This is a genomic window from Streptomyces sp. NPDC002520, assembly GCF_053595235.1.
The window spans coordinates 43,250-61,647 of sequence record NZ_JBSFXG010000035.1 but is presented as its reverse complement, the minus strand read 5'-3'; the positions used below and the strand labels follow the sequence as shown (position 1 = coordinate 61,647).

Genomic DNA, 18,398 nt, shown 5'->3' with positions numbered 1-18,398 from the left:
AGCCTCTGACCGCCCTTCCGTGAGCCGGCATGGTGGCCGCACGCATACCCAGCCCTCGAACTATGTTGCCCCACCACATGTGCCCCCGACCTGCATCTTCCTACCGTGTGCCGACACGTACCCGTCCCCACCGCACACGAGGAAGTGGCGCACATGGCCTCCCCAGCAACCGCTCCCCCGCCCCCGGCGAAGCTCCCCCGCATCGTCGCCGCCAGCCTCATCGGCACCACCATCGAGTGGTACGACTTCTTCCTGTACGGGTCCGCCGCAGCTCTGGTGTTCAACAAGCTGTTCTTCCCTGACTCGGACCCGCTGGTCGGGACGCTGTTGTCATTCCTGACGTATGCGGTCGGATTCGCGGCCCGGCCGCTCGGGGCGCTGGTGTTCGGGCACTACGGTGACCGGCTGGGGCGCAAGAAGCTGCTGGTACTGAGTCTGCTGCTGATGGGCGGGGCCACCTTCGCCATCGGTCTGCTGCCCACGCACGCGACCATCGGGAGCGCGGCGCCGGTGCTGCTGACGGTGCTGCGGCTCGTGCAGGGGTTCGCGCTCGGTGGTGAGTGGGGCGGTGCCGTCCTGCTGGTGTCCGAGCACGGGGACGCCCGGCGGCGCGGCTTCTGGGCGGCGTGGCCGCAGACCGGCGCGCCGGCCGGGCAGTTGCTCGCGACCGGTGTGCTGTCCCTGCTCACCGCCGTGCTGTCGGACGACGCCTTCGGCAGTTGGGGCTGGCGGATCCCGTTCCTGCTCTCCGGTGTGCTGGTGATGGTCGGTTTGTGGATTCGTCTGTCTGTCGATGAATCGCCTGTCTTCAAGGAGGCGCTGGCGCGGGCCGAGTCGCGGCAGGACGGTGGCGAGGAGAAGCTGCCGCTCGTCTCCGTGCTGCGGTACCACTGGCGTGACGTGCTGGTCGCGATGGGTGCCCGCATGGCGGAGAACATCAGCTACTACGTCATCACGGCCTTCATCCTCGTCTACGCCACGACGTCCGCCGGCGTCTCGAAGCAGACCGCGCTCAACGCGGTCCTCATCGGCTCCGCCGTGCACTTCGCCGTGATCCCCGCCTGGGGCGCGCTCTCCGACCGCGTCGGACGGCGGCCCGTGTATCTGCTCGGCGCGGCCGGGATCGGCCTGTGGATGTTCCCGTTCTTCTCGCTCGTCGACACCGGGTCGTTCGGGTACCTCATCCTGGCGGTGACCGTCGGCCTGGTGCTGCATGGCGCCATGTACGCGCCCCAGGCCGCCTTCTTCGCCGAGATGTTCGCGACCCGGATGCGCTACTCCGGTGCCTCCATCGGCGCCCAGTTCGCCTCGGTGGCGGCCGGTGCGCCCGCCCCGCTCATCGCCACCGCCCTGCTCTCCGAGTACGACAGCTCCACGCCGATCGCCCTGTACGTGATCGCGGCCGCCGTCCTGACCCTGGTCGCGGTGGGCGTGGCCCGGGAGACCCGGCACCGTGATCTCGCCCAGGTGGAGGACGTCGTCGGGGAGGGCACCGCGGCGAGCCCGACGACCGGGGCACGTACGGCCTGACCGGGCCGCCACTTCCTGTGTGCTGACCGGCTCCCCGCGCGGGAGCCGGTCAGTGGCGTTCTGGCGTCGCCAACCAGTGCAGGCGCAGGGCCAGTTGGATCTCCAGGGCGCGGGACGGCGACTGCCAGTCCGCGCCGAGCAGCCGGCCCACGCGCTCCAACCGCTGCGCGACGGTGTTCACGTGCACGTGGAGGGCGTCCTTGGTGCGGGCCGGGCTCATCGCGCAGGCGAAGTAGGCGTCCAGGGTGCGCAGCAGGTCCGTGCCCCGGCGTCTGTCGTAGGCGACGACCGGGCCGATGGTGCGCTCCACGAAGCCGCCGATGTCGCGTTCGCCGGCGAGCAGCAGGCCGAGGAAGCCGAAGTCCTCGGCCGCCGCGCCGTCTCCGCCGCGGCCCAGCAGGTGGAGGGCGTCCAGGCAGCGGCGTCCCTCGGTGTAGGCGGCGGCCACCGTGTCGGGGTGGGCTGCGAGGTCGGTGACAGGTGCGGAGGCGCCGACGGTGACCGGCTGGTGGACGGCGGTGCCCAGGTCGCGGGCGGTGCGGCGGGCCAGGTCGGTGGCGCTGTCGCGGGTGCCGAGCGGCAGCAGCAGGACCGTGCCGCCGTCGCGGGCGGCGGCCAGGCCCTGCCGGGTGGCGGCCAGGTGGGAGGCGGCGGACCACAGCCGGCGGCGGGCGGCGGCCTCCTCCTCGGCGTCGGCCGCGGGGCCGTCGAGGCGGGCCGCGAGGACGACGTGGGTGGCGTCCAGGTCGGCGTGCAGCCGTCTGGCACGCTCGCGGAGCAGGCGCGGGTCCCGGTCGTGGGCGTCCAGGAGGTCGTCCAGCAGCTCGCCCCGGACGCGTTGTTCGGCCTCGGCGGCGGAGCGGCGGGCGAGCAGGAGCAGCGAGGTGACCATCGCCGCGCGTTCCAGGGTGCGCTGGTCGACGGGGTCCAGGTCCGGGTGGCCGCGCAGGGCGAGCGCGCCGAGGAGTTCCCCGCCCGCGGCGACCGCGGCGATCCAGTCGTCACCGTGCGGTACGGCGTGTCCCTCGGTGCTGGACGCCTTCAGCGCGCCGGCCGGTGCCGTACCGGTCTCGGTGAACTCGACCGTGCCGTCGAGGACCTGGGAGACGGCCGCGGCCACGTCGTGGACCCCGCCGCCGCGCAGGACGAGTTCGGCGAGCCGGTCGTGCACGTCTGAGGCGCGCTCGATGACCGCGCTGCGGTCCTGGATGATCTCGTTGGCGCGCTCGAGCCCGGCCAGGGCGGCGCGTGTCTCGGTGAGCAGGTTGGCGGTGTCGATGGCGGTGGCGGCGAGGGCGGCGAAGGAGCCGAGCAGGGCGATCTGTTCGCGTTCGAAGACGCGGGCGCGCCGGTCCGCGGCGAACAGGACGCCGATGACGTGCGGGCCGAGCATCAGCGGGACACCGAGAATGGCGACCAGACCCTCGTCGCGCACACCGGCGTCGATCGCGAGAGTGTGCTGGAAGCGGCTGTCCTTGAAGTAGTCGTCCGTGACGTACGGCCGCGCCGTCTGGGCGACGAGACCGCCGAGCCCCTCTCCCATCCCGAGGCGCAGCTGCTGGAAGCGGGCGGCGACGGAGCCTTCGGTGACCCGCATGTAGGTGTCGCCGCGCGCCGGGTCGTTGAGACTGAGGTAGGCGATGTCCGTGCCGAGCAGGGAGCGGGCGCGCTGCACGATCGCCTGGAGGACGGCGTCCACGTCCCTGAGTCCTGCCAGGTCGTGGGCGGTCTCGAAGAGCGCGGACAGTTCCGCCTCGCGTCGTCGGCGCCCCTCCAGTTCGGAGCGGACGCGCAGGGCGAGGAGCTTGGCCTGTTCGAGGGCCGCGACCCGGTCGGCCGGCAGTCCCTCGGCGCGGGCGCGCAGCAGCGGCTGCTCGTAGGCCTCCACGGAGGCGTCGCGGGCCAGCAGCGCGAGGTACGGCGCCTGCGCATCGCCGTCGGACTCCCCGTCGGCGCTCCCGGTGGCGGGGCGCTCGGCGGGCTGGACGTGATCGAGAGGCATGGTCACAGGATTCCGCATCGGCCGCCCGCTGCGGCAGGCCTGTGGACAACTTCGCCGCCGGGCGCCTCGGGCCTGTTCAGTGGGCTGTCCAGCCGCCGTCGAGTACCAGCGAGGTGCCGGTGACGAACGACGCGTGCGGGCCGCACAGGTAGGCGACGGCCTCGGCGACCTCCTCCGGCTCGATCAGCCGCCGGACGGCGCTGTCCTTGAGGAGGATCTCGGACAGCACGCGTTCCTCGGGGATGCCGTGGGCCCGTGCCTGGTCGGCAATCTGCTTCTCGACCAGTGGGGTGCGCACATAGGCCGGGTTCACACAGTTCGAGGTCACACCATGGGGGGCACCTTCCAGGGCGGCCGTCTTGGAGAGTCCTTCGAGACCGTGTTTTGCGGCCACATAGGCGGCCTTGAAGGCCGAGGCGCGCAGCCCATGGACGGAGGACACATTGACGATCCGGCCCCAGCCCTGCGCGTACATGTGCGGGAGGGCACCGCGGATGAGCCGGAAGGGGGCCTCCAGCATCACGGTGAGCACGGTGTGGAAGACCTCGGGCGGGAACTCCTCCAGGGGGCGGACCAGCTGGAGGCCGGCGTTGTTGACCAGGACGTCGGCGCCGGAGGCCGCCTCTTCGGCGGCGTCGAGGTCGGTGAGGTCGAGGACGTGCGGCTCGACCGTGCCCGCGAGGTCGCCCGCTGCCTTGGCCGCCTCGACCAGCTCGGCGAGGCCCTCGGCGTCCCGGTCCACGGCTCTGACCTGGGCCCCGGCGGCTGCGAGCCGCAGCGCGCAGGCGCGGCCGATGCCGCTTGCGGCGCCCGTGACGAGGGCGGTGCGGCCGCCGAGGTCGAGCGAGGGGCTGTGGTGGCCAGGCAGGGCGCTGGGCTGGGTCATGTATCGACCCTAAGGAGCACTCCCTCCCCACTACATGTGGTCACGCCCCATACTTCATTCAAAAGTCGTGGGGTCAAACCATGTGGGTTCATCTGACATGGCCTGCTTGATCCGGAAGAGATGGCGCTCGTCCATGGGCGGCAGTGCGTCCACTTCGAACCAGCCGACGTCCAGCGACTCGTCGTCGTTGACGCGCGCCTCCCCGCCGACGGCCCGGCAGCGGAAGGTGATGTCCATGAACTGGCAGATGTCGCCGTTTCCGAAGGTGACACGCTCGCTGGACTTCACCATGACGATCCGCTCGGGGACGCAACGAACAGCGGTCTCCTCGTAGACCTCGCGCACCGCGGCGGCGGCCGGCTGCTCCCCGGGCTCCGGGATGCCGGAGAGCAGGGCCCACTTGTGGTTGTCCGCACGCTGCCCCAGCAGGACTCGGCCCTGGTCGTCGAAGACGACCGCGCTGACGCCGGGGAGCCACAGCAACTGGTGGCCCGCGGAGGCCCTGATCGTGCGGATGAAGTCAGGAGTAGCCATGGGAACGACCCTAACGGGCCGGTTCCGGCACTTCAGGCGGGCGTCGCCGGGCCGTCGAGGGGCGAAAGGTTACGCGTCACCCGTGCGCCTGGCCCGGATCCCGGACCCGATCGCCCAGCCGAGCCCGCCCGCGGCAACCAGCACCAGGGCCATCTCGGGCAGGATGCCCATCCGGGTCGCGGGCGTCTCGGAGGTGCGCAGCGGGACCTTCTGGACCAGGTAGGCGGGCACGAACATGCCGGTCTTCTGGGTGATCCGCCCGTCCGGCATGATCACCGCGCTGACTCCGCTGGTGACGGGCACCGTCACGGTCCGGCTGTGTTCGACCGCGCGGATACGGGACATGGCGAGCTGCTGGTAGGTCATCTCGCTGCGGTCGAAGGTGGCGTTGTTGCTCGGTACGGAGATCATCTCCGCGCCGTGCGTGACGGTGTCGCGAACGGCCCAGTCGAAAGCGGCCTCGTAGCAGGTGGCGAGGCCGACCTTGGTCCCGTGGATGTCGAACACGCCCGGCTCGGTGCCCCGGCTGAAGTCCTGGCGGACCATGCCGGTCCAGTTCTTGTTGATCGCGCCGACGAGCCCGCGCAGCGGGAGGTACTCGCCGAACGGCTGGATCTGCCGCTTGTCGTAGGTCTGGACCGGCCCCTTGGCCGGGTCCCAGAGGATCTGCTCGTTGAGCAGCTTGCCGTCGCTCTCGACGACTCCGCCGACCGAGAGGGGTACACCGACCGCCTTGGCCGCGCCCTCGATGACGGCGGCCGCGTCGGGGTAGGCGAAGGGGTCGATGTCCGAGGAGTTCTCGGGCCACAGCACGTAGTCGGGCTTCGGGACCTTGCCGGCCTTCACGTCGGCGGCGAGCTTGAGTGTCTCGCGCGCGTGGTAGTCGAGAACCGCGCGCCGCTGGGCGTTGAACTCCAGACCGGCGCGCGGCACGTTGCCCTGGATGACCGCGACCGTCGCGGTGCCGTCCTCGGCCTTGTCGCTGACCAGCCCTCGTGCGGCGACCGCGCCGACGACCGGCATGGCGACGCTGAGCAGTGCGACGGCCGCGGCCGGCTTCCGGAACGCCTGCGTACGGCGCCGCTCGGCGATCAGGCGCCCGGCCTCGTACAGGCCGAAGCCGCACAGCACGACCGCGAAACCGAGCACCGGGGTGCCGCCCACCGCGGCGAGCGGCAGGAAGACGCCGTCCGCCTGCCCGAAGGCGATCTTGCCCCAGGGGAAGCCGCGGAACGGTACGCGTGCGCGTACCGCTTCTCCGGCGATCCACAGGGCTGCCGCCCACACCGGCCAGGCGGGCAGCCTGGACACCGCCGCGATGCCGACACCGACCAGTGCGACGAAGATCGCCTCGATGGCCACCAGTGCGAGCCAGGGCCCGGGACCGACCTCCACGCCGGTCCACACCAGCAACGGCAGCAGGAAGCCGAGCCCGAAGAGGTAGCCGAGACCGAGCGCCGCCTTCCAGCCGCGGCCGCGCAGCACCCAGGCGAATCCGGCGAAGGCGGGCAGGGCCAGCCACCACAGGGTGCGCGGCGGGAAGCTGACGTACAGGAGCACTCCGCAGAGCGCGGAGGCGAGGGCCGGGACCAGACGCACGAACCAACGACCGCGCGCGCTCGGTGCGGAGGGCGGCTGCAGCTGGTCCGGCTGGTCCACGGAAGTTGCGGTGACGGTCACCCGGGGAGTGTACGGTGGCGCGCCTCGCCACCGACAGCACGGTCGGCTCGCCGCCGACGGTACGGGCAGCGCGGCCGACCTGCGCGGAAGCGCGACGTTTCCCCGGCCGGACCGGACCGGGGTGCGGTCGCGCGCAGGGCGGCGGCACGCCGGGCGCGGGGCGCGCACGGCCGGGCAGACGTGCCGAGGTCCTGCGGGAATCGAGACGATCCCGAGCAACTCGTCCACAAACCGGCGACCAGCCGTTACGGTGTGGCCAGCCCCGGCGGTGCGGCGGGTGCCGGTGCGTGCGGCTGGGGTGTGCCACAGCACGGGGGCCGGGTACGAGGGGCGACGGGTGGGGTCGACGGGGATGAGGTCCGCGACGGGTGCGGACGCGGACCGAGCCGGGCGAAACGTTTCTGACGGGGCGGGCATGATCCTTCTGGGGGCCTGCGCCGCATGGTCGCTGATCACGGCGGCGGTCCACGACGGACGGCCGGAGGGTGCGCTGCTCGCGGTGCTCGCCACGGCCGCCGGCTACGCCGTGGGAAGGATCTCCGGGGCGCTGCTGCCGGTGGCCGCGCCCGGTGTGGGGGCGGCGGCCGGGCTCGTGCTGGCCGTGCTGATGCCCGATGCCCTGCCCGGGCACGGGTACGTCGCCCCGCTCGGACAGGCCGGTGCCAGTGCCGCCTTGCTGGCGCTGGCCACGGGTGCGGCGTGCTGCGCGGCCTGGGCGACCTCCGTACCGGCGCTCCGGCTCGGCCTGCGGGTGCTCGCGGTCGCCGTGGCGCTGACCGGCGCCGCCGCGGGGTCGCCCGCCGGCTGTCTGGCCAGTGCCGCCGTGCTGCTGTGCTCGCTCGCCGCGGGCTCGATGCACCACCGGGGCGTCGGCATCACAGGCCTGGCGCTGGTGGCGGCGGTGACGGCCGGAGCCGTGTGGGCGGTCGCGGCGGGCGCCCTGCCCGGTGATCTCGGCGCCGCGCTCGAGAGCCGGTTCGCCCCGCACCGGCTCGGGCTGTGGCAGGACGCTCTGCGGATGGCCGGCAGCGCCCCGGGGGCCGGAGTCGGCCCCGACCGCTTCGGTGAGCTGAGCGCCGGCGGGACGGGGGCGCTGCCCGACGGCAAGCCGCACTCGGCGCCGCTCCAGCAGGCGGCGGAGCAGGGCGTGGTGGGTGTGCTCCTGCTCGCGGCCACCTTCTGCTGGGTCCTGCACGCCCTGTGGCGCACCCCACGCCCGACCCCGGTCGCCCTGACCGCGGGCGCGGCGCTCACCGCGCTCGCCGCGATCGCCTCGGTGGGCGACGCGCTGAGCTTCACGACGGTGGCCGCGGGGGCGGGGCTGCTGGCCGGTTGGGCGACGGCACGGCCGTGGGCCGGTGAGGAGGCGACTGCCTGAGGAGCCGCGGCCTCGGCCCGCCGCCCTGCGTCAGGCTGCCGTACCGGGCGTGATCGTCCGCAGCCGGGCCCTGATGACCCGTACCGCCGACTCCGCGTCGTCCACGGTGATCGTGAACGTGTGGCCGTCCCACAGGCTGAGCGCGATGCCCTCGCCCCGGCGTACGACGACCGCGGTGCCCTTCTCGGGGCGCCAGCGGTAGCCCCATCCGCCCCATTGGCGCGGGGTGACGTGCGGGATGAAGTCGGCGCCGGCGACCTGGGAGAGCGGGATGCGGCGGCGTGGCACGCCGATGTGGCCGCAGCGCACCTCGAGGCATTCCTCGTCGAGTCTGAGGTCGACGTGCACGAAGGCGAGTGTGCCGAAGAGCACCAGGAGGCCGGCCGCGATGCAGCCGACGACGGCCATCACCAGCGGGGCGGTGCCCGAGGTCCAGGGCGCGTCCACGGCCAGCTCGATGCCGAGCGCCATGCAGGCCGCGCCGACCAGCGCCAGCAGCCACTGCACACGGTTGGTGGCACGCCCGGTCCATACGTCGGGGTGGGGAAGGTCCTCGGCGTCGCGGTGGTCCCTCATGTCTACGAGGTTACTCAGGTTTCGCTGCGCGGGTACCTGCTCGCGGACGGTGACTGCTCCGGCCGGGCCGGCGGGGCCGGCCGGCGGCCCGCCCCGTCAGCGCTGGTCGGCCAGCGGGCCGACGGCGGGCAGCAGCAGCCCCTCGGCGTAGTGCAGCGCGGGCGCGGGCAGCTCGCCCTCGCGGCCGCTCAGCAGCACGGTCAGGGTGCCCTCGGCCGGCGCGTCGGGGGCGGGCAGCTCGCCGAGACGGCGCAGGGCCTGGGCGGCCACGGCTCCGGCGGAGCCGTGCAGGACGAGCGAGGAGCCGCCGCGGCGCTGCACGGCGGTGCGGATACGTTCCGCCACCAGCTCGTAGTGGGTGCAGCCCAGGACGACGGTCGTCACGTCCTGCGGGGTGAGCGCGGCAGCGGCGGCGACGGCGGCGTCGATGGCCTCCTCGTCCGCGTGCTCCACGGCCTCGGCGAGCCCCCAGCAGGGCACCTCGCTGACCGGGACGCCGTCCGCGAAGTCCGCGATGAGTCCGCGCTGGTACGGGCTGCCGGTGGTGGCGGGGGTCGCCCAAATGGCGACGGGACCGCCACCCGCGGCGGCCGGCTTGATCGCCGGCACCGTGCCGATGACCGGGATACCGGGTTCCAGGCGGTCGCGCAGGGCGGGCAGGGCGTGCACGGTGGCGGTGTTGCAGCCGACGATCAGGGCGTCGGGCCGCCGGGCCGCCGCGGCCTCCGCGACGGCCAGGGCCCGCCCGGTGAGGTCGTCGGGGGTACGCGGCCCCCAGGGCATGCCGTCGGGGTCGAGGGAGAGGATGAGATCCGCGTCGGGCCGCAGGCGCCGTACCGCGGCGGTGGCCGCCAGAAGGCCGATTCCGGAGTCCATGAGCGCGATCTTCACCCGGCCACGATAGACGATCGTCCCCTGCGGGCCCGTCCGGTGGGGCAGACTTCGGGCCGTGAGCGCCATCGTGTGGACGACTGTCGCATCCCTCGCCGCCTGGTGCTGGCTGCTGCTGTGCCAGGGCTTCTTCTGGCGCACGGACGTCCGGCTGCCGCAGCGCCGGGAGCCGGAGTCGTGGCCTTCGGTGTGCGTGGTCGTCCCGGCCCGTGACGAGGCGGCCGTCCTGCCCGCGAGTCTGCCCTCGCTGCTGGCCCAGGACTATCCCGGGCGGGCGGAGATCGTCCTCGTGGACGACGGGAGCACCGACGGCACCGGGGACCTGGCCCGGGAACTGTCCCGGCGGCACGGCGGGCTGCCGCTCACGGTGGCCTCCCCCGGGGAGCCGCCCGCGGGCTGGACGGGCAAGCTGTGGGCGGTGCGGCACGGGGTCAGACTGGCACGCGCGCGCGGCCCCGAGTACCTGCTGCTGACGGACGCGGACATCGCGCACGCCCCGGACAGCCTGCGCGAGCTGGTGGCGGCGGCCCGTACCGGCGGCTTCGACGTGGTGTCGCAGATGGCGCGGCTGAGGGTGGAGAGCCGATGGGAGCGGCTCGTGGTCCCGGCGTTCGTCTATTTCTTCGCGCAGCTGTACCCGTTCCGCCGGATCGGCAGGAAGGGGTCGCGTACGGCGGCCGCGGCGGGCGGCTGTGTGCTGCTGCGGGCGGAGACGGCCGAGCGGGCGCGGATCCCGGACGCCATCCGGCACGCCGTCATCGACGACGTGGCGCTCGCGCGCGCGGTGAAGGGCGTCGGAGGCCGCGTCTGGCTGGGGCTGGCCGAGCGGGTGGACAGCGTACGCCCCTACCCGCGGCTGCACGATCTGTGGCAGATGGTCTCGCGCAGCGCGTACGCCCAGCTGCGGCACAACCCCCTGCTGCTCCTGGGGACGGTCGCCGGACTCGCCCTGGTGTATCTGGTGCCGCCCGCGGCGGTGGTGACGGGCGCCGTCACGGGCGACGCGGTGACGGCGATCGCCGGCGCGGCGGCGTGGGCGCTCATGGCGGCGACGTACGTGCCGATGCTCCGCTACTACCGGCAGCCGCTGTGGCTCGCTCCCCTGCTGCCCTTCACCGCGTTCCTCTACCTCCTGATGACGGTCGACTCCGCCGTGCAGCACTACCGGGGCCGGGGCGCCGCCTGGAAGGGCCGCACGTACACGCGCCCGAAGGCCGTGCCCGACGAGGGCTGAGCCGGGTCACTTGCGGCCGGGCGTCCAGTTCATGCCCCATCCGTAGGCGCGGTCCATGGTCCGCTGCGGACTCACCCCACGCTCCGGCACCAGGTATCGCGCCTCGCGCTGCACGACGAGGTCACTGCCCGTGTTGGTGATCAGCGCGAGCGCGCACACCGGGGAGGGGACCGTGCACTCGTCCAGCGAGAACTCGATCGGGGCGCCGTGCTGCGGCTGGAGGGTCACGGTGGCGTGCAGGTCGGCGAAGGAGCTGGCGCCTTCGTAGACGGTGACGAAGACGAGAATGCGGCGGAAATCCCGGGTGTGGTCGAGGTTGATGGTGAGGTTCTCGCCGCTCGCCATGGCACCGGTGCGGTCGTCGCCGTCGAGGTGGATGTACGGCGGACGGTTCAGTGAGCCGAAGGCGCTGCCGAGGGCCTGTACGACGCCCTTGCGGCCGTCGGCGAGTTCATACAGGGCGCCCAGGTCGAGGTCGAGGTCTCCCTGGCCGCCCCGGCGGCCGCCCCAGCCCGGGAACTGCTTGCGCACCTGCCAGTTGAGGTTGACCCGCATGGCTCCGGACGTACCGCCCTGCTTGGCCAGCGAGACGGACGGTGCGGCCTTGGTGAGCGTGATCTTGGAGAGACGGACCGGCTGCGCCGAGGGTGGCGGGGGCAGCGGCGCGGGAGTCGCTCCCGGGGGCGGCGGAGGCAGGTGGGTCAGCGGGGCGGCCGACGGCGGCGGGGCCGTCGGGGCGACCGGCGGCAAAGGCGGCGCGGCGGCCGGTGACTGTGCGGTCACGGAAGGTGCGGGCATCGGAGCGGGCGGCGCGGCAGCGTGCTGGGGTTCGTCGACGGTGATGCCGAAGTCCGTTGCCAGGCCCTCGAGTCCGCTGCTGTACCCCTGACCCACGGCGCGGAATTTCCAGCCGCCCTGGCGGCGGTACAACTCGCCGAGCACGAAGGCCGTCTCCACGCTCGCGCCCGGGCTGTCGAAGCGGGCGACCACGGCGCCCGTGGCCGCGTCGGTCACCTCGATGGCGAGGCCCGGGACCTGTCCGAAGGTCCCGCCGTCCGCGGAGGCCGCGAGGACGATCCGCTCGATGGCGCCCTCCACGCGCGCGAGGTCCACGAGAAGGGTGTCGCTCACGCGGTCGCCGGCATGGCGCTTGCCCTCGTGGCGGACCGCGCCGGAGGAGTGGGCGGGCTGGTTGTAGAAGACGAAGTCCCCGTCGGAGCGGACCTTTCCGGCCGCGAGCAACAGCGCCGAGGCGTCCGCGTCGGGCACGCCGGGTCCCGGGCGCCAGCACATCTCGACGCGCAGCGCGGCGGTCGGCACCGGAGCGTTCGATCCCTTCGGCATTGACATGTCGGCCCCCTCGCTTCCGGCGTCCCGGATGCTCCCGGTCGCCATGGTCATCCCTACCCGCCCAACGTATTCCGGGCCGCAGCGAACTCCCAGGACCGGCACAGGAAGATCGCCGGTCAACCGCCGGTAACCCTGCCGGAACTTGGCCTTTACACGATCCAAACGGGCTGCGGCGTCCATTTTTGCCAAGTTCGCTCGTATTGGGGATGCCAGGTCACTGCCGACACGGAAAACAACCCTCTTATCGGTCTCCCCAACCAGCACATCGTGGGCTTAACTTATGTGCCATGACCTCCCCCCGCTCCACTTATGGTGGCGGCTACTACTCCGCCTCCTTCCCGGACACTCCGATCTACGACTCGCTCGTGGCCGAACGGGGCACCCCGCAGATCGCCCCGATCCGGGTTCCCGCCGCCTACGAGTCGGCAAGCAACCTCCCTGCCCTGCCCTCGGCGCTGCCCGCCCTCCCGGCGGCTCCGTCTCCGCAGGCTCCCGCGTACGGCTACCCGCAGGCGCCGCAGCCCGCCCCGCTCCAGCAGGCGCCCACGGCGTACATCCCGCAGCAGGCCGGCGCGCCCCGCGGCTACGCCGCGCAGCAGGCTCCGATGCAGCGTCCGATGGCCACCGGCACGGGCACGGGATACGAGGCCATGCGTCCGGCCGCGCCGCGGCCCCCGCAGGCTCCCTACCAGGACCCGTACAACAACCAGCAGTACCGCGGCTACTGACCTGCGCGCCCCGGCCGCCGCGTCACCTGACAGGGTGGCCTCATGGGGAACGCGACGCTGCACTCGGTCCACGTCCATCCGGTCAAGGCGCTCCGCGGCCTGTCGCCACGGCAGGCCGCGGTAGAGCCCTGGGGGCTGGCCGGGGACCGGCGCTGGGCACTTGTCGACCATGGGGGAAGGGTCGTCACCCAGCGCGAGCAGCCACGTCTCGCGTCGGCCGCCGCCGAGCTCCTGCCCGGCGGCGGCCTTCTGCTGTCCGCACCCGGCAGGGCACCGCTGACGGTGCCCGTACCGGGGCCGGCGCCGACGGTGGTCATCGACATCTTCGGCACCGAGGTGGAGGCGGTCGCGGCCTGCGACGCCGCCCACGACTGGTGTGCGGCGTACGTGGGGGCGGACGTCCGCCTGGTCCACCTCGACGACCCGGCCACGCGCCGCCCCGTCGACCCTGCCTACGCGCTGCCCGGCGAGACGGTGAGCCTGGCCGACGGATACCCCCTCCTCGTCACCACGCTCGCCTCCCTCGACGCCCTGAACTCCCTGCTGGCACAAGGCGACCACGCCGATGAGGGCCCTCTGCCCATGAACCGTTTCCGGCCGAACCTGGTCGTGGCGGGCACCGAGGCATGGGCGGAGGACCACTGGTCGCGCATCTGCGTCGGCGAGGTCGCCTTCCGCGTCGCCAAGCCCTGCGGGCGCTGCGTCGTGACCACCACCGACCAGGACAGCGCCGTGCGCGGCCGCGAGCCGCTGCACACGCTGGCCCGCCACCGCAAGCGCGACGGGCAACTGCTCTTCGGCCAGAACCTGGTGCCCCTCGGCACCGGCACGATCCGGGTCGGGGATCCGGTGCGCGTGCTGACGTAGTGCCGGGCGGCGAGACGACCAGCCGTCCTGGCCTTCGGCCGGGAACCGGAGGCGGCGCACGGTCGTTGAGGTGATGTGAGAGATTCGTGAGAGGAACCGGCCGGACGTGATGTCGCTCTCTCTTGGCCGGGCCTCGGGGTGAGCGGCTCCGCCGGGGGTTGTCACGGAGCCGAAGGGGGTGGGGGACGTGCGGGTGTTGAGCGGTCTGTGGCGCTGGCGTGGCAATCCGCTGCGCCGGGCGACCGATCTGGCCGAGGCCTGGCTGGCCCTGGTGGCGCTGCTGCTGATCGCCGTGGCGGCGCCTGTGGTCGGCTCCCTGGTCGGTGCCACCACCCAGGACTCCCTGCAACGGTCGGTGGCGGACCAGCGACGCTCCCGCTATCTGGTCACGGCCACCGTGGTCCGCAAGCTGGGCGACGCCCTGCCCGAGACCGATCCCGACACCAGCGCCGCCAAGATCCAGAGCCGGGTCCTGGCCGACTGGACCGCACCGGACGGCAGCCGGCAGCACGGCCCGGTCTTGGCGAACCTCCAGTCCCCGCACCGGGGGGACCACTTCGAGCTCTGGACGGACCCGCACGGCCGAATAACGGCCCGCCCGCTGGACTCGGCCACGGCGACGACACACGCGGTGCTCGCCGGGATCGGCGCCGCCCTGGCGACCGCGGGGCTGGTCGAGGCCGGCCGCCGGCTGGTCGTCTGGCGCATGGTCCGCCGCCGGTATGCGCGTTGGGACCAGGCATGGGACCGCGCGGGTCCGGACTGGGGCAAGGCGGGCACGGGCAGCTGACAGCCTTCCACCTCTGGTCAACCCATGGTCCGCGCGCACGCTACGGTGGACCGGCCGACTCGCTATCGGCATCAACCCGCACGCGAGCGAGCCGAAGGGCGCGCCGGTGACGGAGCGCGAACGCGTCGAGGCCCCAGGGCCGGGCGCGCCCGCTCTCCCGCCTCCGGCGGCAGCGCCCCGCAGGTCAACGAGCACACGTACCACGAGGTGGGGGCACGGCAACGCCATGGCACAGGGCACGGTCCAGGTGACGCACACCGGTACTTCGCGGTGGCGGCGCCGCACGGGTGAGTACGCGTCCCTCGCCGCCGCCCTGGAGGCCGCCGCCGACGGCGACGTCCTCACCATCGCCCCGGGCACCTACCGGGAGAACCTCGTCGTCCAGCGGCCGGTGACGCTGCGCGGGCCCGAGGGTTCGCCCGGCTCGGTCCGGATCGCCCCCGCGGACGGCGTGCCGTTGACCGTGCGGGCCTCGGCGGTCGTGCAGGGTCTGCACGTGGAGGGCCAGGACGCCGCCGCGCCCGCCCTGTTGGTCGAGGAGGGCACGCCGGAAGTGTCGGACGTGCGGATCGTGACGCGGTCCGCCGCGGGCATCGAGGTGCGGGGCTCGGCGCGGCCGACCATGCGCCGCTGCACGGTCGACAACCCGGCCGGCATCGGCATCGCCGTGCTCGACGGTGGCAGCGGGGTGTTCGAGGAGTGCGAGGTCGTCGCGGCCGGCCAGGCCGCGGTGGTGGTACGGGGCGGCGCGCACCCGCGCCTGGAGCGCTGCCGGGTACATCACGCCGCCGGCATCGGACTGAGCGCGACCGGTGAGAACTCCGCGCTGGAGGCGGTCGGTTGCGAGGTGTACGAGGTCCGGGGCTCGGGGGTCCAGGTCACCCAGCGGGCCACGGCGCATCTGACCGACTGTGATGTGCACCGCACATCCGCCGACGGCGTCACGCTCGACACGGACGCGGTGCTCACCCTGGCCGACTGCCGGATCCATGACATCCCGGAGAACGCGATCGACCTGCGTTCCCGCTCGGTGCTCACGCTGACCCGCACGACGGTGCGTCAGTTCGGGCGCAACGGGCTGTCGGTGTGGGATCCGGGCACCCGCGTCGACGCCAACCAGTGCGAGATCTTCGACAGCACCGGCGACTATCCGGCGGTGTGGGTCAGCGACGGTGCCACGGCGGTGCTGGACTCCTGCCGGGTGCACGACGTGCCGGACGCCCTGTTCGTGCTGGACCGCGGCTCGCGGGCGGACGTGGTGGACAGCGACCTGTCCCAGGTGCGCAACACGGCGGTGTCGGTGAGCGACGGGGCGACCGCCCAGCTCGACGACTGCCGGATCCGGGACGCGGCGACCGGTGCCTGGTTCCGGGACCACGGCAGCGGCGGCACGCTCAACAACTGCACCGTGGACGGCACCCAGACCGGCGTGATCGTCACCAAGGGCGCCGACCCGACCATCGAGCGCTGCACGGTCGGTTCCCCCTCCGAGGCCGGTTTCTACGTGTCCGCCGGAGGCCGCGGCACCTTCCAGAACTGCCGGGTCAGCGGCAGTGGCGGCTATGGCTTCCATGTGCTCGACGGCTGTCGTACGACGCTGCGCAAGTGCCGTACGGAGCGGTGCGCGCGCGGGGGTTACGAGTTCGCGGACGCGGGGCCGGACACGGGCTCGGGGACCGGACCGGTGGTGGAGGACTGCACCAGCGACGAAAGCGGCAGCATCCGGCCGCCGGCGCCCCGCGAGACGGCCGTACAGACGGCGTCCCCCTCCTCCGGCGGGCTGCTCGGGGGGATTCCCGGGCAGCGCACCACGGAGCAGGAGCCGCTCATCACCCCGCCCGAACCGGAGCAGCCGGCCCGGACGTCGAAGGCCGTGCTCGGTGAACTCGACGCACTGGTCGGCCTGGAGAGCGTCAAGCGCGAGGTGCGGGCGCTGACCGACATGATCGAGGTGGGCCGGCGCCGCCAGCGGGCGGGCCTGAAGGCGGCTTCGGTCAAGCGGCATCTGGTGTTCACGGGCTCCCCCGGCACCGGCAAGACGACCGTGGCCCGGCTGTACGGCGAGATCCTCGCCTCCCTCGGGGTGCTGGAGAAGGGACACCTGGTCGAGGTGTCCCGGGTGGATCTGGTCGGTGAGCACATCGGCTCCACCGCGATCCGCACCCAGGAGGCCTTCGAACGGGCGCGCGGCGGTGTGCTGTTCATCGACGAGGCGTACGCGCTCTCCCCGGAGGACGCCGGGCGTGACTTCGGCAAGGAGGCCATCGACACGCTGGTGAAGCTGATGGAGGACCAGCGGGACGCGGTCGTGGTGATCGTCGCGGGCTACACGGCCGAGATGGAACGCTTCCTGTCCGTCAACCCCGGTGTGGCCAGCCGTTTCTCACGGACGATCACCTTCGGTGACTACGGCCCCGACGAACTGCTCAGAATCGTGGAGCAGCAGGCCGAGGAACACGAGTACCGGCTGGCGCCGGGCTCCTCGGACGCGCTGCTCACCTACTTCACGGCGATCCCGAAGGGTGCCGCGTTCGGCAACGGACGCACCGCTCGGCAGACCTTCGAGGCGATGGTGGAGCGTCATGCGGGCCGCGTCGCCCAGGTCGCGGACCCCAGCACCGACGACCTCACCCTGCTGTACGCCGAGGACCTGCCGGAGCTGCCCTGAGCCCGGACGTCACGCGTCCGGGGTATCCGGGTCCGGGCGCGGACCCGGCACGTCCGCGGTGAGGCAGGACAGCAGCCGGGCGCGTTCGCGGGCGAAGGCCGGGTCGGCCTGATAGTCGGAGTGGCCGAGGATCGGCGCCGGGAGCGGGTGCTCGGGGGTACGGCCGCAGGCGAGCGGGTCCCGCAGCGGCTCGTGGTCGACATCCTCGCCTCCGTCCGGCGTGACGTGGACGGGGCCGCCGATGGGATCGGTGCGGCGGTAGAGGTTGCTCCAGGAGCGGACGTCGTGGTGCAGCGCGGCCAGTGCGGGCGGGCCGAAGTGGGCGGGGAACCAGCGGCCGCACAGCCGCTCCAGCAGGGCAACCCGTCCCCGGACGGAGGGCGCGAGCTGCCAGGCCGCCGCGGCCGCGAGGACGCTGCCCTGGGAGTGGCCGGAGAGGACCAGCCGGCCGCCTGTGCGTTCGGTCCAGGTGGCCATCCGCCAGGTCAGGTCGGGCACCGCGCGCTCGGCGTAGCACGGTGGCGCGAAGGGATGCGCGGCGCGCGGCCAGAACGTGCCGACATCCCACAGGATGCCGATGGTGCGCCGGGCGGAGGCGTCCTTGTAGGCGCGCCGGCCCCAGGTGACGAACAGCAGGAAGCCCACCCCGACCAGCCAGGAGCCCAGCGCCTGCGACGTCTGCGCCACCGCGCGCAGCACCTCGAACGTCCGCCGGGTCGCCCCGTCGGGAGACTCGCCGGTCGCCAGGGCACCGGTCAGCGCGGCCGCGCCCAGCACCAGGGTGGTGACGGAGAGCACGGCGACGACCAGGGGCACACGGCCGGTGAGCGTCGCCATGGCCCGGACCTGGGCGATGCTCCGGGTGAGGGAGGCGTCCTCGGGCTCGCCGGGGTGCTCGTGGCGTACGCGGGCGCGTTCGGCGCGGGCGAGCCGTGCGGTGCGCACCGCCAGCGCGGCGGTCAGGACGAGCAGCACCGCGAGGATGGGGATCGCCGACGCCTGCCAGGTCAGCAGCACCGGCGGGCCGTCGAGCGAGGCGCGGGTGCCGTCCAGCCAGTCGGCGATGCGTTGCGCGACCCCGCCGGGCATCACCCCGCCCAGCGCGCAGGCGAGCAGTGCGACCGCCGGTCCGCCGAGACCGCGCATGTCGGCACGCCGGTCGGGATGCCGGCAGTGGAGGGCGGCGACGACCGCGAGGGCCACGGCGAGCAGTCCCTGGGCGAGCATCAGCGCGCCGAAGGCCGGGTCCCCGGGCAGCCGTCCGGCGGACCGCCAGCCGGGCCG

General features: G+C 73.3%; 14 protein-coding genes and 1 pseudogene. 7 read left to right on the top strand and 8 right to left on the bottom strand.

Features of this window, described 5'->3' with window-relative positions; all coding sequences use genetic code 11:
* Window positions 1-153 precede the first annotated feature (153 nt).
* Window positions 154-1,530 (top strand): MFS transporter, encoded by a 1,377-nt coding sequence (locus ACWD5D_RS34870; protein WP_451376814.1) that lies wholly within the window; start codon window positions 154-156, stop codon window positions 1,528-1,530.
* 49 nt (window positions 1,531-1,579) lie between these two features.
* Here the strand turns inward: ACWD5D_RS34870 and ACWD5D_RS34865 are convergent, their stop codons facing one another.
* From ACWD5D_RS34865 to lnt, 4 genes are all read right to left on the bottom strand, one after another.
* A complete protein-coding gene (locus tag ACWD5D_RS34865; RefSeq protein ID WP_451376813.1) occupies window positions 1,580-3,532 on the bottom strand; it encodes a helix-turn-helix domain-containing protein in 1,953 nt (650 codons plus the stop codon).
* Window positions 3,533-3,608: 76 nt separating this feature from the next.
* A complete protein-coding gene (locus ACWD5D_RS34860) occupies window positions 3,609-4,418 on the bottom strand; it encodes a 3-hydroxybutyrate dehydrogenase (RefSeq protein ID WP_451376812.1) in 810 nt (269 codons plus the stop codon).
* Window positions 4,419-4,472: 54 nt separating this feature from the next.
* Entirely contained in the window at window positions 4,473-4,952 is a 480-nt protein-coding gene (locus tag ACWD5D_RS34855) for an NUDIX hydrolase (RefSeq protein ID WP_451376811.1), read from the bottom strand.
* Window positions 4,953-5,021: 69 nt separating this feature from the next.
* Window positions 5,022-6,632 carry an apolipoprotein N-acyltransferase gene (lnt, locus tag ACWD5D_RS34850; protein ID WP_451376810.1) on the bottom strand — a complete coding sequence of 537 codons (1,611 nt, stop codon included), beginning with the start codon at window positions 6,630-6,632 and terminating at the stop codon, window positions 5,022-5,024.
* A gap of 415 nt (window positions 6,633-7,047) precedes the next feature.
* Here lnt and ACWD5D_RS34845 point away from each other — a divergent pair, with 415 nt between their 5' ends.
* Entirely contained in the window at window positions 7,048-8,010 is a 963-nt protein-coding gene (locus tag ACWD5D_RS34845; protein WP_451376809.1) for an O-antigen ligase family protein, read from the top strand.
* A 30-nt stretch (window positions 8,011-8,040) separates the two neighbouring features.
* Here the strand turns inward: ACWD5D_RS34845 and ACWD5D_RS34840 are convergent, their stop codons facing one another.
* Window positions 8,041-8,586, bottom strand: a complete 546-nt coding sequence (locus ACWD5D_RS34840; RefSeq protein ID WP_451376808.1) for a hypothetical protein — start codon at window positions 8,584-8,586, stop codon at window positions 8,041-8,043.
* A gap of 96 nt (window positions 8,587-8,682) precedes the next feature.
* On the bottom strand, window positions 8,683-9,477 hold the full coding sequence (locus tag ACWD5D_RS34835) for a glutamate racemase (RefSeq protein ID WP_451376807.1): 795 nt from the start codon (window positions 9,475-9,477) through the stop codon (window positions 8,683-8,685).
* Between the two features lie 58 nt (window positions 9,478-9,535).
* Between ACWD5D_RS34835 and ACWD5D_RS34830 the strand changes: the two genes are divergently transcribed.
* Window positions 9,536-10,711 (top strand): glycosyltransferase, encoded by a 1,176-nt coding sequence (locus ACWD5D_RS34830; RefSeq protein WP_451376806.1) that lies wholly within the window; start codon window positions 9,536-9,538, stop codon window positions 10,709-10,711.
* A gap of 6 nt (window positions 10,712-10,717) precedes the next feature.
* On the opposite strand, the gene ACWD5D_RS34825 is transcribed toward ACWD5D_RS34830, so the two are convergent.
* Entirely contained in the window at window positions 10,718-12,055 is a 1,338-nt protein-coding gene (locus tag ACWD5D_RS34825; protein WP_451376832.1) for a TerD family protein, read from the bottom strand.
* A 293-nt stretch (window positions 12,056-12,348) separates the two neighbouring features.
* Here ACWD5D_RS34825 and ACWD5D_RS34820 point away from each other — a divergent pair, with 293 nt between their 5' ends.
* The 4 genes from ACWD5D_RS34820 (at window position 12,349) to ACWD5D_RS34805 (ending at window position 17,114) form a co-directional block, all read left to right on the top strand.
* Window positions 12,349-12,789 carry a DUF6643 family protein gene (locus ACWD5D_RS34820; RefSeq protein ID WP_451376805.1) on the top strand — a complete coding sequence of 147 codons (441 nt, stop codon included), beginning with the start codon at window positions 12,349-12,351 and terminating at the stop codon, window positions 12,787-12,789.
* 42 nt (window positions 12,790-12,831) lie between these two features.
* The gene (locus tag ACWD5D_RS34815; RefSeq protein ID WP_451376804.1) at window positions 12,832-13,656 is read left to right on the top strand and encodes an MOSC domain-containing protein; all 825 of its coding nucleotides are present in this window, start codon (window positions 12,832-12,834) and stop codon (window positions 13,654-13,656) included.
* 187 nt (window positions 13,657-13,843) lie between these two features.
* Window positions 13,844-14,446: an Rv1733c family protein gene (locus ACWD5D_RS34810; protein WP_451376803.1), complete on the top strand. Its 603-nt coding sequence runs from the start codon at window positions 13,844-13,846 to the stop codon at window positions 14,444-14,446.
* Between the two features lie 226 nt (window positions 14,447-14,672).
* Window positions 14,673-17,114 carry a right-handed parallel beta-helix repeat-containing protein gene (locus ACWD5D_RS34805; protein WP_451376802.1) on the top strand — a complete coding sequence of 814 codons (2,442 nt, stop codon included), beginning with the start codon at window positions 14,673-14,675 and terminating at the stop codon, window positions 17,112-17,114.
* A 9-nt stretch (window positions 17,115-17,123) separates the two neighbouring features.
* Here ACWD5D_RS34805 and ACWD5D_RS34800 read toward each other — a convergent pair.
* Window positions 17,124-18,398, bottom strand: a pseudogene (locus tag ACWD5D_RS34800) (hypothetical protein); the annotation flags it as partial.

Coding starts and splice junctions, on each gene's coding strand:
- ACWD5D_RS34870 (WP_451376814.1), top strand. CDS start 154: ATGGCCTCCCCAGCAACCGCTCCCCCGCCCCCGGCGAAGCTCCCCCGC.
- ACWD5D_RS34865 (WP_451376813.1), bottom strand. CDS start 3,532: ATGCCTCTCGATCACGTCCAGCCCGCCGAGCGCCCCGCCACCGGGAGC.
- ACWD5D_RS34860 (WP_451376812.1), bottom strand. CDS start 4,418: ATGACCCAGCCCAGCGCCCTGCCTGGCCACCACAGCCCCTCGCTCGAC.
- ACWD5D_RS34855 (WP_451376811.1), bottom strand. CDS start 4,952: ATGGCTACTCCTGACTTCATCCGCACGATCAGGGCCTCCGCGGGCCAC.
- ACWD5D_RS34845 (WP_451376809.1), top strand. CDS start 7,048: ATGATCCTTCTGGGGGCCTGCGCCGCATGGTCGCTGATCACGGCGGCG.
- ACWD5D_RS34840 (WP_451376808.1), bottom strand. CDS start 8,586: ATGAGGGACCACCGCGACGCCGAGGACCTTCCCCACCCCGACGTATGG.
- ACWD5D_RS34825 (WP_451376832.1), bottom strand. CDS start 12,055: ATGCCGAAGGGATCGAACGCTCCGGTGCCGACCGCCGCGCTGCGCGTC.
- ACWD5D_RS34820 (WP_451376805.1), top strand. CDS start 12,349: ATGACCTCCCCCCGCTCCACTTATGGTGGCGGCTACTACTCCGCCTCC.
- ACWD5D_RS34815 (WP_451376804.1), top strand. CDS start 12,832: ATGGGGAACGCGACGCTGCACTCGGTCCACGTCCATCCGGTCAAGGCG.
- ACWD5D_RS34805 (WP_451376802.1), top strand. CDS start 14,673: ATGGCACAGGGCACGGTCCAGGTGACGCACACCGGTACTTCGCGGTGG.